Raw genomic sequence first — 14,249 nt, 5'->3', positions numbered from 1 at the left:
GGCAGTCGGCCGGTTTCGGGCGGCCGCGGCACCCGGCGCGCGACGCCCCTTCCCGACACGGAAAAACCGGGGAAAGCATACGATGAACCCACCGGCGTGCGGCCCACCGGCCGCCGATCGTCGGCAGCTCCCGCGAGAAGTTTAGGAAACCCAGTGTCCACTCCCGGATCCGACCGGCCGTCCCTGTTGCCGGGCGACATTTTGTCGGAACTGCTGCCCTCGCACGGAACGGTGCGCAATTTCCTGGAGACCGTGGCCCTGCGCCCGCTCGACGGGGAGTCGCAGCGCGCAGCCGGCGAGGCCGCGGCACTGGCCGCGATGGGCGACGTCTACGGCATCGACTCCGACGAGCTGCTGGTCGGCTACCGGTCCGTCCACGGCGCCGTCGATGCGGCCGGCGGGTCCGAACGGCTGTCGGAGCCCCACCCGGACATTCCGCAGGACGTCGGCACCGCCGCGTTCTTCGACGTGGACAACACCCTCGTCCAGGGTGCGTCCATCTTTCTGTTCGGCGCGGGCCTGGCCCGCCGGGGTTTTTTCGACTTCCGGGAGCTCGGCGGGATGCTGTGGAAGCAGGTGAAGTTCCGGGTGTCCGGCTCGGAAGACGCCGACGACATCGCCGACGCCCGCGAGCAGGCGCTGGCCTTCATCAAGGGCCACGACGTCGCCGAGACCGTGGCGATGGCGGAGGAGATCTTCGACGAGATCATCGGCGACCGCGTCTACGCGGGCACCCGCGAGTTGGCGGACCTGCATCTGCAGGCCGGGCAGGAGGTGTGGCTGGTGACGGCCGCGCCGGTGCAGCTCGCGCAGGTCATCGCCAAACGCCTGGGTCTGACCGGTGCGCTCGGCACGGTGGCCGAAGTGGAGGACGGCAAGTTCACCGGCCGACTGGTCGGCGACATCCTCCACGGTCCGGGCAAAAAGCACGCCGTCGCCGCGCTGGCCGCCTCCTCGGGGCTGGACCTGTCGCGGTGCGCGGCGTACTCCGACTCCGCCAACGACGTGCCCATGTTGTCGATGGTCGGCTCCGCCGTCGCCGTCAACCCCGACCGACGGCTTCGCCGCATCGCCGAAGAACGCGGGTGGGCCGTGCGCGAATACCGCACGATGCGCCGCACGATGTTCCGGACCGCCCGCTGGGCCATCGTCGCCTCCGGCATCGGGGCGTGCGCCGCCGGAGGCTACCTGGCGTGGAACGAGCTGAGGGAACGCGGCCGCCGAAGGGCCCCTCAGTAAAACGCGCTCGTGCGATCCCGCAGGGTGCGCAGCAGCCGGGCCTGGATGCGCCTCTTGACCTCATCCGCCAATCCCAGGACCGACACCGGGTCGTCGTGAAGCCGAATCGGTGCGGAATCACCGCCCGCCCCCGGCTCGGGGGCCTCCATCAGTCCGCCGCGGTAGCCCTCCGCCCACTCCCGCGGGTTGATGGGATCGAGGACGTCGATGCGCCACTTCGACGGCAACGGCACCGCACCGACGACGCCCAACCACGGGAAAAACGGCGTCGTGGGAATGTACGGAATGCCCAGCCCTCGGGCGATGGACAACACGACGTCGCGCACCAACTCGATGAGCGCCTTGCGCTCCGCCGCCCCCTCCGGCCCCAGCGCCCAGGCGGGCAGGTCCTTCAGCGGCGTCGTCGCACCTTCCGCCAGCACGTCGGCGATGCCCCACACCAGCGACTCCAGCGCCTCGTCGACGGGGGCGGCGCCCTCCGCGTGCCCGATGTTCGACGTTTTCATTCCCTCGGCGCCCAACAACGCCGAACCGCGGAACACCGCACCGAGCTGCGGGTAGATCTCCTCCGCACCGACGATGGACACCGGGACGATCGTCGCCCCGTGGCGCAGGGCCGTGGCCGCGAACCCGCCGCGACCGAACGCCTGCAGCTGGTACCGCTGCGTGTACGGCTTGCCCAGGCCGCGGTAGCCCTCCGGGAACACGCCGACCATCTCGCCGGCCTCCAGCAACGCCGCCGCCGCGTCCCTGTCGGCCCGCACCGCGCCGACCTTCGTGGCCAGGTCGGACACCACCGGCAGCGAAAACGCCACGTCGCCGGCCAACAACCGCAGCAACCGGCCCGACTCGCGGTGCAGCGACAGCTGCGTCATGATCGCGTCGACCGGCAGGTTGCCGGAATGGTTGGCGACGATCATCGTCGGCCCGTCGGCGGGGATGCGGTCCCCGCCATGCAATTCCACGCGAAACCAATGGTCGTGCAGCGGGGCGAGGGCGGGGAACCACGTCTCCTCGACGAACTCGAGGTCGGGTTCCGAAATCATGCCCACGACGATACCGGGCGGAACCGGCGCTCACCGGCGCGGCGGGGCGTCGCCACGCGAAAACGACGAAACGCCCGCCCCACCTGACGTGGAACGGGCGCCGTGGGCCCTCGGGGCGGGCGATGCCGCCGCGTGGCCTACTTGCCGAGCTTCCGGCGCTGCACTCGGGTGCGTCGGAGCATCTTGCGGTGCTTCTTCTTCGACATGCGCTTGCGGCGCTTCTTGATGACGGAACCCATCGGCTCGACCTCGCTATTCGTTGACTTCTTGCTGGCTTATCGCGACCGACGCGACGCCCCGGCACCGGCTCCGCAGTCGGACGGAGGGCGAATCATGGGGCGCGTCGGGCGCCAATCGGGTCAATCATAGCGGGGAGCCGGGTGCCGGGGTCAAACGCCCCTCACCCGCCACCGTGCGCGAAACGCGGCGAACGACCCGTCGGGGGGGGGGACTTACCCGGCGTCGTAGAAGGACGAGTCCAGGTACGTCTTGACCGCGCTCTCGTGAACGCGGAAGGAACGGCCGACGCGCACCGCCGGCAGCTCGCCGGCGTGGACCAGGCGGTAGACGGTCATCTTCGACACCCGCATGATCTCGGCGACCTCGGCCACCGTCAGAAACGTCCCGTTCTCGGCATTCGTCATATCGTTTTCCCTTCAGCGCATTCCGCGCGCTGCAGGCTTCCCCTCCTGCAGAGACTGTGAACACGCGGTTGCTTCTTAGACCTTACCGTTATCGATGGTGCCATTGCGATACAAGGGCGCGAATGGGGCAACCGTTACGTTTGTTGCTGGTGCGTCCCCGGTGTCGCGCTCGCCGCCCGTGCGCCCGTCATCTGCGGAAACCCTCTCCCGGAAGCGAAGTGGCGCGGGCCGGAAGACGCCACCCGGGCGGGGGCGGCGCATCCGGGTTCCGCCGCACATTTCCTACCCGCCTTTGCTTTACGACGAGCCGGCCCGACTACTTACCGGCCGGGCGCCCCATGGCGGCCGACTTGTCGCGGCACGCGCGCATGGCCCGAATGACCGCGCGGCGCAGTCCCTCCTCTTCGAACGTGCTCGTCGCGGCGGCGGTGGTGCCGCCCGGGGAGGACACGTCGGCGCGCAGGGACACGGGGTCGGCGCCCTCGGCCATCATCATTTCGGCGGCGCCGGCGGCGGTGGCGGTGGCCAGACGCTGGGCCTGGTCGCGCTTGAGGCCCAGGGTGACGCCGGCGTCGACCATCGCTTCGACGAACTGGAAGAAGTACGCCGGGCCAGAGCCGGACACCGCGGTGACGGCGTCCATCTGCTTTTCCTCGACGACCTCGACGTGGCCGACCTTCTCCAGCAGCGCCTCGACCTGGGCGACGTGGTCGTCGTTGGCGAAGCGGCCGGGGGCGATGGCGTTGACGCCGCGGCCGACCAGCATCGGGGTGTTGGGCATGACGCGCAGGACGGGGGTGCCGACGGCGCAGACCGACTCGAGCTCCTCCAGGGTGATGCCGGCGGCCATGGACGCGACGATGGTGTCGCCCTCGCCCTCGTCGATGACGCCGGAGATCTCGTCGAGCAACGGGACGATGCCGTGGGGCTTCACGCACAGGAACACCACGTCCGCGCCGTCCACCGCCTGCTCGGCGTCGTCGGCGTCGACGATGCCGTACTGGTCGCGCAGCTCCTTGCGGCGCTCGGGCGACCGCTGCACCAGGTAGATGGACTTGGGGTCCACGCCACCGTCGATGAGGCCGCCGATGAGGGCGCCGCCGATCTTTCCTCCGCCGATAACAGCAATTCGTGTCATGGTCGGCCAGTGTGCCAAAAGCGCCCCTCCTTGGCTAACCAAGAAGGGGCGCTGCCGGGGTGTCGGCGCTCGCTCGCGGATCAGACCATGGTGAGCACGTACGGCGCGAAGGAGACGACCAGGCCGACGATGCCGGCGAGCACCGGGGTCAGCCGGTCTCGCTCGCGGCGGATGAGGTTGACGCCGATGACCAGGCCGAAGGAGAAGGCCACGGCGATGACCGCGACGACGGCCTTCGGCAGGGCCATCCAGAGCATCAGGAACAGCGCGAAGATCAGGCCGCCGAACAGCAGGCCGACGATCGTCTGGGCGATGAGTAGGCCGATGGACAGCGAATTGTCCTCGACGTAGTCCTCGCGGTCCTTCGTCGACTTCGGGGCACCGGACTCCTTCACCGCGGGGGCCGCGGCCGTCGCGGAGGCGGCGGAGGCTTGCGGGTCGACGGATTCCGGCTCATCCGACGGGTCGGAGAAGTCGACGAAGCCGCGGCGACGCTGGTCCTCGATTTCCGGCTCGGCGTCGTACTCCTCGCCGTACTCCGCGACATGGTCGTAGTCGGAATCGGAGTCGTAGTCGGCGTCGTATCCGGAGTCGTAATCGTCTTCGTAGTCGGCCACGTATCCGGAGTCGTGGTCCGAGCCGTAGTCATCCTCGTATTCCGCGCCGTACTCCGCGTCGTGTTCGCGGTAGGCGGCGGGCACGTCGTCGACGTGATCGACCATTGCGGCGGAACCGCCGGTGAACGTGCCGTCGGCGATGGCGGAACCGTCGAAGGCGCGGTCGCCGGCCGCATCCCATTCCCGGGCCGAAGCGGCGTCGTCGACCGCGACCTCCGCCTCGGCTTCGTCATCTTCCACGACCGGGATGACGTTCGTCGGGCGATCGTCGTAGGCCATGGAGCCCTCGAGGACCTCGCGGGCCATCGGACCGGCTTCGGCGACGGGCTCGCTGCCCGTCCGGGCGTCGTGGAACTTGGTGAACGTGAAGGTGATCTCGCCGGTCTCGTCGTTGGCCATCACCGGGCGCGGATCGACGGGAACGGCGGATGGGATGGAGAACGGCTCGCGCGGCTCGCGCGGTTCCTCGACGTCGACGGGCTGCTCGGCGACGGGCTCGGCCACCGATTCCTCGTCTGCGGCCGGCTCCTCCCCAGGCTCATCGGCGGCCGGCTCCTCCACCGGCTCTTCGGCGACCGGTTCCTCCGGCGTCTCGGCCGCGGGCTCTTCGACCGCTTCCTCGACGGACTCGGCCTCGACCGACTCGGCCTCGGCGGAATCGTCTTCGTCCGGAACCTCGGCAGCCTCGGCAACCTCGGCGGCCCCAGTGGACTCCGGGGCCTCGCCGACCTCGCCGGTCTCGGTGACCTCAGTCGAATCGGCGGTCCCGGTGACCTGGTCCTCGACCCGATCCTCGATCTGCTCGTCGTCCTCGACGGCGGCGTGGGCTCCGCGGCGGGGACCATCGGCCTTGACGCGCGGGATCGAACCCGTCAGTTCGGCGACGGAAATGCCACCTTCCTCCAGGCTGCGGCGCCGACGACGCGGGCGCTCCGCGGGCTCGGCGGAGCCGCCGCGCTCCTTGTCACGGCGCGCCAGCAGCTCGGCAACGGTGAGCTTCTCGTCGCTCATCTCATCCCTTTCCGTACAGATTGCCGTCGAGGCGACGCAAAATCACGCCTTCGCGCAGCGCCCACGGGCAAATCTCCACCTGCTCGATCCCCAATGCTCGCATACTCGCCTCCGCCACGAGGGCACCCGCGACGATCTGGTGGGAGCGATTCGAGCTCACGCCCTCCAACTCTGCACGGTCGGCGGCCGTCATGCGGGAGATGAACGCGATCAGCTGGCGCAGACCGGGAGCGGTCAGGGTGCGCTTGACGCGCGGACCCGCCGAGCTCGGCGCGGCACCGGTCAGGCGCGCCAGGGTGCGGAACGTCTTCGACGTGGCCACCGCCAGATCAGGCTCACCCAGGGTGCGCAGATGACGGGCCGGCTCCACGAGCTCGGCGTCGATGTAATCGCGCAGCAGATCGATCTTCTTGCGCGACGGCGGATCAGTGTCGAACCACTCGTGAGTCAGGCGGCCGGCGCCCAGCAGCAACGAATACGCCGCCTCCGGATCCTCGTCGGTGCCGGACGTCAGCTCCAGCGAACCACCGCCGATGTCCAGATTGACGATCCGCCCGGCCGACCAGCCGTACCAGCGGCGCACCGCCAGGAAGGTCAACCGCGCCTCGTCCTCGCCGGAGAGGATCTCCAGGCGAATGCCGGTCTCCTTCTCCACGTGATCGAGCACGTCGTCGGAATTGTTGGCGTCGCGAACCGCCGACGTGGCGAAGCTGATCATCTCTTCGCACCGCATCTGCTCGACCAGGCCCTTGGCCTCGGCGACGTAACCCGTGAGCTTGTCGATGCCCTTCTTCGACAAATCATTGTCGTCGTCGAGGTACTCGACCAGCTTCATCGTCGACTTCGTATCGCTCATCGGGGTGGGGTGCCCGCCGCGGCGGGCGTCGACCATCACCAAATGAACGGTATTGCTGCCAACGTCCAATACACCTAATCGCACGTGTCTCAGGTTAGACGGTCTACCGTGTTCCGGTGTGAATCAGCTCCACCCCCGCCCCGGACGGGGAACCGCACCATCCCCGGCGGAAGTCGCCCCCGATTTCCCCCGCGAATGGTTCGAGTTCACCAACCCGGAGGACCCCGACCACGTCATCACCTGCGATCTGACCTGGCTCCTGTCCACGTATTCCTGCGTGTTCGGCACCGACGCGTGCCGCGGAATCGACTCCGCCAACACGGACGTGGGCTGCTGCGGCCACGGCGCCTTCCTCTGCGACGAAGAGGACCGCGACCGCCTGACCGCCACGGTCCGGGCGATGGAAGCCGACGCCGGGGACGGGCCGTCGGAAAGCGGATGGTGGCAAAACCGCCCGCAGTCCGTCACCGCCTGGTTCCGCGACATCGACTCCGGCGTGGACGAGCCCCTGGAACCGTGGCTCGAATGGGACGAACTCGACGACGAGGACGGCAACCCCGAACCGGCGCTGAAAACCCCGGTGATCGACGGCGCCTGCATCTTCGCCAACCGCGCGGGCTGGCCCGGCGGCGCGGGCTGCGCCCTCCACCAGTGGGCCGTCGCCCACGACGTCGACCACGTCAAAGCCAAGCCCGACGTGTGCTGGCAACTCCCCCTACGTCGCCTCGAGGCCTACGAAGAGCGCCCCGACGGCCACGAAATCCTCCGCACCACCATCACGGAGTACGACCGCCGCGGCTGGGGCAACGGCGGCGAAGACTTCGACTGGTACTGCACCGGCGCCCCCGAAGCCCACGACCACGCCGACGCCATCTGGAAAACGCACGAATCCGAACTCGTCGAACTCATCGGCCGTGCCTGCTACGAGATCCTCGCCGACCATTGCCGCACGCGCGAGGCCGCCGGACTCGCCGGGGCGTTCGGCCCCTCCGGGTACCCGCTGCTGGCCATCCATCCCGCGACCCGCGCGGCCGCCGAAGGTTTGCTTGCCGACGAAGTGTGATTCGGCGCCCGGGCCGGGCTACATCGATCGAAATCCATTCAGGCGCGCGCGGATAATTCGGCATCAAGCGTCCATACTGCAATATTCGAGAGCGGAATCTGCGACCGCTCCGAGTACTCTGCTCGCTCAGCCAAGATCATGCAGTCCCCGGCGCCAACCTTCTGGGCCAACCTCTCCACGAGGTCATCACCGCTAGCGGTAGTATTCCGCAATCGTCGGATCATCGTTGGATCCCATGTTAGTTCATTGGGGATCCAGGGTGACTCACCACTTTCGACCTTTGCGAGAGTCTTATCGAAACGCTGCGCGGCTTCCCTCCTCTGATGGCCGTCCGACAGTTGCGCGATATGATTGCCCGTCTCCACCACGGCGGTAACCGGGAGAATCATCGTCACCATGGCTTTTTTGTACGTCTTGAACTGGGGGATCACCGATTCTCGGTCCTGATTCTTGCCGGGAACATCCAACAAGCACGTCAACACTGACGTGTCAACGAACACCACCCGCGGCATAGCCGACATCAGGCAATCCCGAAAATATCATCGAAGGAATGAATATTCTGTTCCGACCGAAACGGGCCAGTCAAACGTCCGGCGGTTACGTTGTCACCGATGCTGCCCCGGGCCATGTCCTCAGGATATTGCGGCAAGTCCACCATCGGAACCAGGCAGCTGAGGCCAGTTTGCGAATCGCGGTAACAAACCAGGATGCTCTCGTTCAGCGAACCTTCAGCTGCATCGAGCAACGCAGGACTATGTGTCGTCGCCACAACCTGTCGCGAAGATGAATCCACCGCGTCGACCAGCAGGTCTAACAACAAGCTGGCTTGCGATGGGTGCAACCCATTTTCAATCTCCTCGACAAAAACTGCGGGAACAGCTGAATTTCTCTTCCCGGGTACGCCTACTTCAAGGAGTTCCGCGTCTGCAAGCAGCACAAGCGCAACACCGAGAACACGCAAGAGTCCGTCGCTCATCTCGCGGGCCGGGGTGAACTGCTCTGCACCCGCCTCAAACGGGCCAAGTGCTTCCCGAAGGCCCACCATGACGTCTCCCAGCGAGGTGTCACTGAAGTCGAGCCCCCGGACACGTTCATCCACGATGCGTTCTACGAGATCTTGGACATGCCCAAACGCCTCGGGTTGCCGATCCTGCAAACGGTGAAGAGTCGCGGAAAAGTTGTCTGCGTGTCGTCGGAGCTTGTAATCAGTTCGCGGCACGAAGGCTCTCATACGAGTCGGAATCGGGTCCAGCTGGTACATCGACCCCAGCGTTGAACGAACTGCTGCGACGCCGGCGCGGACGTCATCGTCCGCATCGGGTACGGCTTCGACTTGTCCGAGAACGGCTCTATCCCGCCAAAAATCAATGACGGGATTAGTCCCCTTCTTGCCATTCGCCACCGCGCGCCCAATGCCAGGAGAATCATCGTCGTGCAACACCCGAGGCGGCCCAATCAGGCTCTTCGTCTTACCGGAGGTCATGGATTCAAGTCGTTCGTCCACGACAGCCAAACGATCGCCGACTTCGACTTCAATGTCCCACGAATAGACCGTCGCTCCCATAGAAACATCGCACCCGAGGGAAAAGGAGTCCGTACCATGCGGGGCACACCCTCGGCTACCACCCCGGATCGCTCCATCCGGACTCGTCGAGTCATCCAGGACCTTGGCTAGCGGCCCTCCACCGGCGATCCGGGCCAGTACGGACACCGCGTCGAACACGTTCGACTTTCCCGAACTATTCCGCCCCGTAATGAGCAGCAAAGGAGGAATCGCCAGTCGCGCGTCTCGAAACGACTTGAACGAAGTGAGTCGCAGTTCCGTGAGTATCGGTGAAGCTGCCATGTCCAAATCCTATTCACACTTAGCTAATCTCGGTGGCCCGCCGCAGATTACCCCCGGCCCACCCGGCTACTCTTCGAACTTGTAGCCCAACCCGCGCACCGTGACCAGGTGCCGCGGACGCGACGGATTGACCTCGATCTTCGAACGCAGACGCTTGATGTGCACGTCCAGGGTCTTCGTGTCGCCGACGTAATCGGCGCCCCACACCCGGTCGATGAGCTGCCCGCGGGTGAGCACCCGGCCACTGTTGCGCAGCAGGTACTCCAGCAGGTCGAACTCCTTCAGCGGCATGGACACCGCCTCGTCGTCGACCGTGACGACGTGACGCTCGACGTCCATGACCACCCGGCCGCCCCGCAGGACGTCCTCCTCCAGCTCGTCGCCCTCGAACTCCTGCTCCCCGCCACGGCGCAGCACCGCGCGGATACGGGCGATGAGCTCGCGGGAACTGTACGGCTTGGTCACGTAATCGTCCGCGCCGATCTCCAGGCCCACGACCTTGTCGATCTCGCTGTCGCGGGCCGTGACCATGATGACCGGAACATTCGACCGCAACCGGAGGTTCTTGCACACCTCGGTGCCGCTCATGCCCGGCAACATCAGGTCCAACAGGACGATGTCGGGATCATGCGCCTCGAACTCGGCCAACGCGGTCGGGCCGTCGCCCGCGATGCGGACCTCGAAGCCCTCCTTCTTCAGGAGGAACGCCAACGGTTCGGCGAGGGCGGCCTCGTCTTCGACGATGAGAACGGAGGTCACGGGTGGGATCATCCTTCCTTCTTCAGGGCCGGCAGTTCGAGGGTGAAGGTCGAGCCGGTGCCGGGCCTGCTCCAAATCTTAATGGCCCCCTTGTGGTTGGCGACGACGTGTTTGACGATCGCCAAACCGAGGCCAGTGCCGCCGGTAGAGCGGGAACGCGCCTTGTCGACGCGGAAAAATCGCTCAAAAATACGTTCCTGGTCCGCAAGTGAGATGCCGATGCCGCGGTCGGTGACGCGGATGGCGACGGTGTCGCCGTCCGTCATCTTCACCGACACGCTGACGGGCGTCTGCTCCGGCGAGTAGTTGACGGCGTTGGTGATCAAGTTGGCCACCGCCGTGATGAGCAGCGAACGGTCGCCCATGACCATCAGCCCCTCCTCGCAGTCGGTGCTCACCGAAATGCCCGCCTGGTCCGCCAGGATCTTGGTGCGGTACACGGCGGCGTCGACGATCTCCGACACCTTCAGCGGCTCCATGTCGGGCAACGCCTCCGCGCCCTGCAACTTCGACAGCGAAATCAGCTCGGTGATCATCGTGGACAGGCGCTTCGCTTCGCGCGTCAGGCTCTCGCTGAAATGCTCGACGGCTTCCGGGTCGTCCTTCGCCTCCGCCAGCGCCTCCACCAGCAGGCTCATCGCGCCGACCGGGGTCTTCAGCTCGTGCGAGACGTTGGCCACGAAGTCTCGGCGCGCGGCCTCCATGCGCACCAACTCCGACTCGTCGGTGGCGTAGAGCACCACGAACCGGTCGTCCGCCATGGTCAACGGGCTGACCAGGCAGCGCACCGACTTGTCGGGCGCACCCGCCCGGCGCGCCGGAATGACCAGGTTGAGCTCCTGCTCCTCCTGCGTGTCGAACACCCGCAGCGCCGCCTCCCAGCCGAGGTCGTGGAGCACGCGCTCGTGCATGAGCCCGAGCTGGTGCGCCTGCGGGTTCGACAGGAGGACGTCGCGGGAAATGTCGACGACCACGATGCCCGTCGGGGCGCCCTGGATGGCCAGATGCAGAACCTGGGCGATGGTGGTGACGCGTTCCTCCGCCCCCGACCGCTTCTTCGTCACCGCCTTGACCACTCCGGTGACGGCGCCGCCGCCGATGAGAACCGCGGCCATCACGGCCGCACCCACTAACGCAGCGAAAATGGTGGAGGTCACGAAACCACCCTATCGCCTCCCCGACCCCCGCGCCCGGCGACCCGGACCCGCCGCGCGCGCCATCCCCCACCCCGGGGCACACGCGAAACCTCGTTCGCCACACCGGAAATGCCGCACGGCGGTTGAATGGACGCCGACGACAAGGGCCGCGCCCGCCGAAGCGGACGCGGCCCTCATACCGCGGAAAGCGGAGGCGTTACTTGTTGCCCTGGTTGGCCACGGCGGCGGCGCCGGCGGCGGCGGCCTCCGGGTCCAGGTAGGTGCCGCCCGGGTTCTGGACCTTGCCCTCGGCGTCGAACTCGTAGACCAGCGGGATGCCGGTCGGGACGTTGACCTCGGCGATGGCCTCCGGGGTGATGCCGTCCAGGTACATGAGCATGGCGCGCAGGGTGTTGCCGTGCGCGGCGAGCATGACGGTCTCGCCGTTCTTCAGGCGCGGCAGGATCTCGGCCTCGAAGTACGGGATCAGGCGCTCCTCGACGTCCTTCAGGCACTCGGTCTTCGGCGGGTTCTCGACGCCGGCGTAGCGCGGGTCGTTGGCCTGCGAGTACGGGGAGTCGTCGTCCAGCGGCGGCGGCGGGGTGTCGTAGGAGCGGCGCCAGGTCATGAACTGCTCGTCGCCGTACTTCTCCTTGGTCTCGGCCTTGTTCAGGCCCTGCAGGGCGCCGTAGTGGCGCTCGTTGAGACGCCAGTCGCGGACGACCGGGATCCACAGGCGATCGGCGGCGTCGAGGGCCAGGTGAGCGGTGTTGATGGCGCGGCGCAGCAGCGAGGTGTACAGGATGGTCGGCTCGAGACCGGCTTCGACCATCATCTCGCCGGCGCGGACGGCCTCCGCGCGGCCCTTGTCGGTCAGGGCGACGTCGTACCAGCCGGTGAACTGGTTCGAGGCGTTCCACTCACTCTGACCATGGCGGACGAGGACAAGTTTTCCGTTGCTCATGCCCCCGATCATGCCCGAAAACAGGGGGACGCGCTCGTGCTCCCCCATTCCGGGAATCCCCCGCTTCGGGGTGCGCGAGGGGCGGTTCAGGATTCGTCGGCCAGGTGGCGGAACTGCTCCAGGTTGGCCAACGACTCGCCCCGGTCGACGCGCCATTCCCATTCCCTCTTGATGGAGGTGGAGAACCCGCGTTCGAGGATCTTGTTGAAGTCGCCGTCGGAGGCTTCCAGCACCTGCCCGAGCACGCGGTCGAGGTCTTCGTCGGACAGCGCGGGCGGCAGCTGGCCGACCAGGTAGATGTCGCCCTGGGCGTCGACGGTGTAGGCGATGCCGAACAGGCGTCGGTTGCGCTGCAGCAGCCATTCGTGGACGCCGGCGTGGTTTTCCTCGGGGTTGCGGCACACGAAGGCTTCGACGCGCAGCGAATCGGGGGCGGGGGTGAGCAGGCACACCGTCTTGAGTTTGCGGGTGCCCGGCAGCACGACGATCGCCGACTGCTCGGCGGTCTTGTGCTCCACCCCCATGCGGTCGAGCTGGGCGGTCAGCGCGGTCAGGCCGTCGCCGCTCGGCGCGGCGGTGTTCTCGGTGGTGTCGTCGACGTCTGTCATGTCATCGGCTCCCTTCGGCGTCGCGTGGGCCGCAATCATCGTCGTCGCGCCCGGACAAGGCCCGATCGTAAACGGCGAGAAGCTTGTCGACGGTGCGTTCCCACGAGAACTCCTCCGCGTGGGCCGGTGCGGCGTGGGCCATGTCGATGCGGCGTTCGTCGTCGCCGAGCAGTTCGCCGAGCGCGTCGGCCCACCGCTGCGGGTCGTGGCCGTCGACGAGGACGCCCGTCTTGCCGTCGGCCACGGCGATGGGCAGCCCGCCGACCCGCGCGGCGACGACGGGGGTGCCGGCGGCCTGGGATTCCATGGCCACCAGCCCGAAGGACTCGTTGTAGCTGGGCACCGCCACGACGTCGGCGGCCCGGTACAGGCTGACCAATTCCTCCGGCGGACGCGGCAGCAGGAAGCGAACGACGTCGCCGAGCCCCAGTTCCTCGGCGAGGTCCAGGAATTCGTCCGGCCGCTCCAGCCCGGTGCCCGACGGCCCGCCGCAGATGATGACCTTCAGGTTGTGCCGGGGGCGCCGGGCGACCATCTCCGCGACGGCGCGCAACAGCACCTGCGGCCCCTTGAGCCGCTGCAGCCTGCCGACGAAGAGCACGACCTTCGCATGCAGCGGAATGCCCAGTTCCCTTCGGCTGCGTTCCGTGGCGCGGTCGCTGCCCGGGCTGTACAGGTGCACGTCCACGCCCGGGGGAATGACCTCGATGCGCGACGCGTCGGCGTCGTAATGCTCGGTGAGGTTGTCCCGCTCTTCGTCGGTGTTGACCACCATGACGTCGGCGTTGTCCGCGATCTGCTGCTCGCAGATGCGCCGCGACTCCGGTTCCGGGGAATCCCCCTCGGCGAGGTGGAGGTTCTTCACCGCCGCCAACGTGTGCGCGGTGTGCACCAGCGGCACCCGCCACAGATCCCGCAGCAACCACCCGACCTGGCCCGACAACCAGTAATGGGAATGGACCACGCAGTAGCGCAGCCCGTGGCAGCGGGCGAACATGAGCACCCCGCCGGTGAACGCGGCCAGCTGGGTCGGCAGCTCCGACTTCGACAGCCCCTCATACGGGCCCGCCGTGATGTTGATCACGCGCAGGTTCGGCGCGACCTCCACGATCTCGCCCTGACTCGGGCGCGTGGCCCGCGTGAACACGTCCACCGCGATGCCGCGCGACGCCAGTTCCCGGCACGTGCGCAACACGTAGACGTTCATGCCGCCGGCGTCGCCGGTGCCCGGTTGCTCCAGGGGCGAGGTGTGCATGGAGATGACCGCGACCCGCTCGGGACGATGCCCGGCGTACGCCTCGATGTGGCCGTTCATGGCTCCA

At 67.4% G+C, this 14,249-nt stretch carries 15 protein-coding genes; 2 read left to right on the top strand and 13 right to left on the bottom strand.

All coding sequences use genetic code 11. The annotated features are described in order from the left end of the window. Positions 1 to 153: 153 nt before the first annotated feature. Entirely contained in the window at positions 154 to 1,239 is a 1,086-nt protein-coding gene (locus tag CFREN_RS01260) for an HAD family hydrolase (protein WP_425321491.1), read from the top strand. On the opposite strand, the gene CFREN_RS01255 is transcribed toward CFREN_RS01260, so the two are convergent. From CFREN_RS01255 to CFREN_RS01230, 6 genes are all read right to left on the bottom strand, one after another. After that, positions 1,233 to 2,285, bottom strand: a complete 1,053-nt coding sequence (locus CFREN_RS01255) for a 1-acyl-sn-glycerol-3-phosphate acyltransferase (protein ID WP_209654270.1) — start codon at positions 2,283 to 2,285, stop codon at positions 1,233 to 1,235. The two genes, CFREN_RS01260 and CFREN_RS01255, sit on opposite strands and share 7 nt — an antisense overlap. Positions 2,286 to 2,422: 137 nt before the next feature. Then, positions 2,423 to 2,524 carry a 30S ribosomal protein bS22 gene (locus CFREN_RS01250; protein ID WP_003855542.1) on the bottom strand — a complete coding sequence of 34 codons (102 nt, stop codon included), beginning with the start codon at positions 2,522 to 2,524 and terminating at the stop codon, positions 2,423 to 2,425. A 213-nt stretch (positions 2,525 to 2,737) separates the two neighbouring features. Continuing rightward, entirely contained in the window at positions 2,738 to 2,929 is a 192-nt protein-coding gene (locus CFREN_RS01245; RefSeq protein ID WP_035120050.1) for a helix-turn-helix domain-containing protein, read from the bottom strand. A gap of 316 nt (positions 2,930 to 3,245) precedes the next feature. After that, positions 3,246 to 4,067, bottom strand: coding sequence for a pyrroline-5-carboxylate reductase (gene proC, locus CFREN_RS01240; RefSeq protein ID WP_070520888.1), 822 nt, complete (start codon positions 4,065 to 4,067; stop codon positions 3,246 to 3,248). A gap of 80 nt (positions 4,068 to 4,147) precedes the next feature. Further along, positions 4,148 to 5,695: an Rv0497 family membrane protein gene (locus tag CFREN_RS01235; RefSeq protein WP_070520892.1), complete on the bottom strand. Its 1,548-nt coding sequence runs from the start codon at positions 5,693 to 5,695 to the stop codon at positions 4,148 to 4,150. 1 nt (position 5,696) lies between these two features. Next, on the bottom strand, positions 5,697 to 6,635 hold the full coding sequence (locus tag CFREN_RS01230) for a Ppx/GppA family phosphatase (RefSeq protein WP_168161373.1): 939 nt from the start codon (positions 6,633 to 6,635) through the stop codon (positions 5,697 to 5,699). Between the two features lie 34 nt (positions 6,636 to 6,669). On the opposite strand from CFREN_RS01230, the gene CFREN_RS01225 reads away from it, so the two are divergent. After that, the gene (locus CFREN_RS01225) at positions 6,670 to 7,614 is read left to right on the top strand and encodes a DUF3109 family protein (RefSeq protein ID WP_209654272.1); all 945 of its coding nucleotides are present in this window, start codon (positions 6,670 to 6,672) and stop codon (positions 7,612 to 7,614) included. 38 nt (positions 7,615 to 7,652) lie between these two features. Here CFREN_RS01225 and CFREN_RS01220 read toward each other — a convergent pair whose 3' ends face one another. The 7 genes from CFREN_RS01220 to mshA all read right to left on the bottom strand — a co-directional run bounded on the left by CFREN_RS01220 (position 7,653) and on the right by mshA (position 14,242). Then, on the bottom strand, positions 7,653 to 8,084 hold the full coding sequence (locus CFREN_RS01220) for a hypothetical protein (RefSeq protein WP_141742997.1): 432 nt from the start codon (positions 8,082 to 8,084) through the stop codon (positions 7,653 to 7,655). A gap of 50 nt (positions 8,085 to 8,134) precedes the next feature. Next, the gene (locus CFREN_RS01215; RefSeq protein ID WP_070520899.1) at positions 8,135 to 9,460 is read right to left on the bottom strand and encodes an AAA family ATPase; all 1,326 of its coding nucleotides are present in this window, start codon (positions 9,458 to 9,460) and stop codon (positions 8,135 to 8,137) included. A 66-nt stretch (positions 9,461 to 9,526) separates the two neighbouring features. Further along, entirely contained in the window at positions 9,527 to 10,231 is a 705-nt protein-coding gene (locus CFREN_RS01210) for a response regulator transcription factor (RefSeq protein ID WP_425514145.1), read from the bottom strand. Further along, positions 10,228 to 11,376 carry a sensor histidine kinase gene (locus tag CFREN_RS01205; protein ID WP_083291328.1) on the bottom strand — a complete coding sequence of 383 codons (1,149 nt, stop codon included), beginning with the start codon at positions 11,374 to 11,376 and terminating at the stop codon, positions 10,228 to 10,230. The genes CFREN_RS01210 and CFREN_RS01205 overlap by 4 nt, the downstream gene beginning before the upstream one ends. Before the next feature lie 196 nt (positions 11,377 to 11,572). Then, complete coding sequence (locus CFREN_RS01200) at positions 11,573 to 12,319, bottom strand: phosphoglyceromutase (protein ID WP_070521015.1); 747 nt, start codon at positions 12,317 to 12,319, stop codon at positions 11,573 to 11,575. Positions 12,320 to 12,405: 86 nt separating this feature from the next. Further along, positions 12,406 to 12,927, bottom strand: coding sequence for a type III secretion system chaperone family protein (locus CFREN_RS01195; RefSeq protein WP_070521018.1), 522 nt, complete (start codon positions 12,925 to 12,927; stop codon positions 12,406 to 12,408). 1 nt (position 12,928) lies between these two features. Beyond that, positions 12,929 to 14,242 carry a D-inositol-3-phosphate glycosyltransferase gene (gene mshA, locus CFREN_RS01190; RefSeq protein WP_209654276.1) on the bottom strand — a complete coding sequence of 438 codons (1,314 nt, stop codon included), beginning with the start codon at positions 14,240 to 14,242 and terminating at the stop codon, positions 12,929 to 12,931. Positions 14,243 to 14,249 lie beyond the last annotated feature (7 nt).

This window comes from Corynebacterium freneyi, from assembly GCF_030408835.1.
Lineage (GTDB): Bacteria > Actinomycetota > Actinomycetes > Mycobacteriales > Mycobacteriaceae > Corynebacterium > Corynebacterium freneyi.
Note: the sequence above shows the minus strand (reverse complement) of the source record. Positions and strands in the feature narration are given on the sequence as shown.

Bases quoted from the DNA above. Each gene is read 5' to 3' on its own strand.
- CFREN_RS01195 (WP_070521018.1), bottom strand. From the start codon at position 12,927: ATGACAGACGTCGACGACACCACCGAGAACACCGCCGCGCCGAGCGGC.
- CFREN_RS01255 (WP_209654270.1), bottom strand. From the start codon at position 2,285: ATGATTTCGGAACCCGACCTCGAGTTCGTCGAGGAGACGTGGTTCCCC.
- mshA (WP_209654276.1), bottom strand. From the start codon at position 14,242: ATGAACGGCCACATCGAGGCGTACGCCGGGCATCGTCCCGAGCGGGTC.
- proC (WP_070520888.1), bottom strand. From the start codon at position 4,067: ATGACACGAATTGCTGTTATCGGCGGAGGAAAGATCGGCGGCGCCCTC.
- CFREN_RS01215 (WP_070520899.1), bottom strand. From the start codon at position 9,460: ATGGCAGCTTCACCGATACTCACGGAACTGCGACTCACTTCGTTCAAG.
- CFREN_RS01250 (WP_003855542.1), bottom strand. From the start codon at position 2,524: ATGGGTTCCGTCATCAAGAAGCGCCGCAAGCGCATGTCGAAGAAGAAG.
- CFREN_RS01245 (WP_035120050.1), bottom strand. From the start codon at position 2,929: ATGACGAATGCCGAGAACGGGACGTTTCTGACGGTGGCCGAGGTCGCC.
- CFREN_RS01235 (WP_070520892.1), bottom strand. From the start codon at position 5,695: ATGAGCGACGAGAAGCTCACCGTTGCCGAGCTGCTGGCGCGCCGTGAC.
- CFREN_RS01210 (WP_425514145.1), bottom strand. From the start codon at position 10,231: ATGATCCCACCCGTGACCTCCGTTCTCATCGTCGAAGACGAGGCCGCC.
- CFREN_RS01200 (WP_070521015.1), bottom strand. From the start codon at position 12,319: ATGAGCAACGGAAAACTTGTCCTCGTCCGCCATGGTCAGAGTGAGTGG.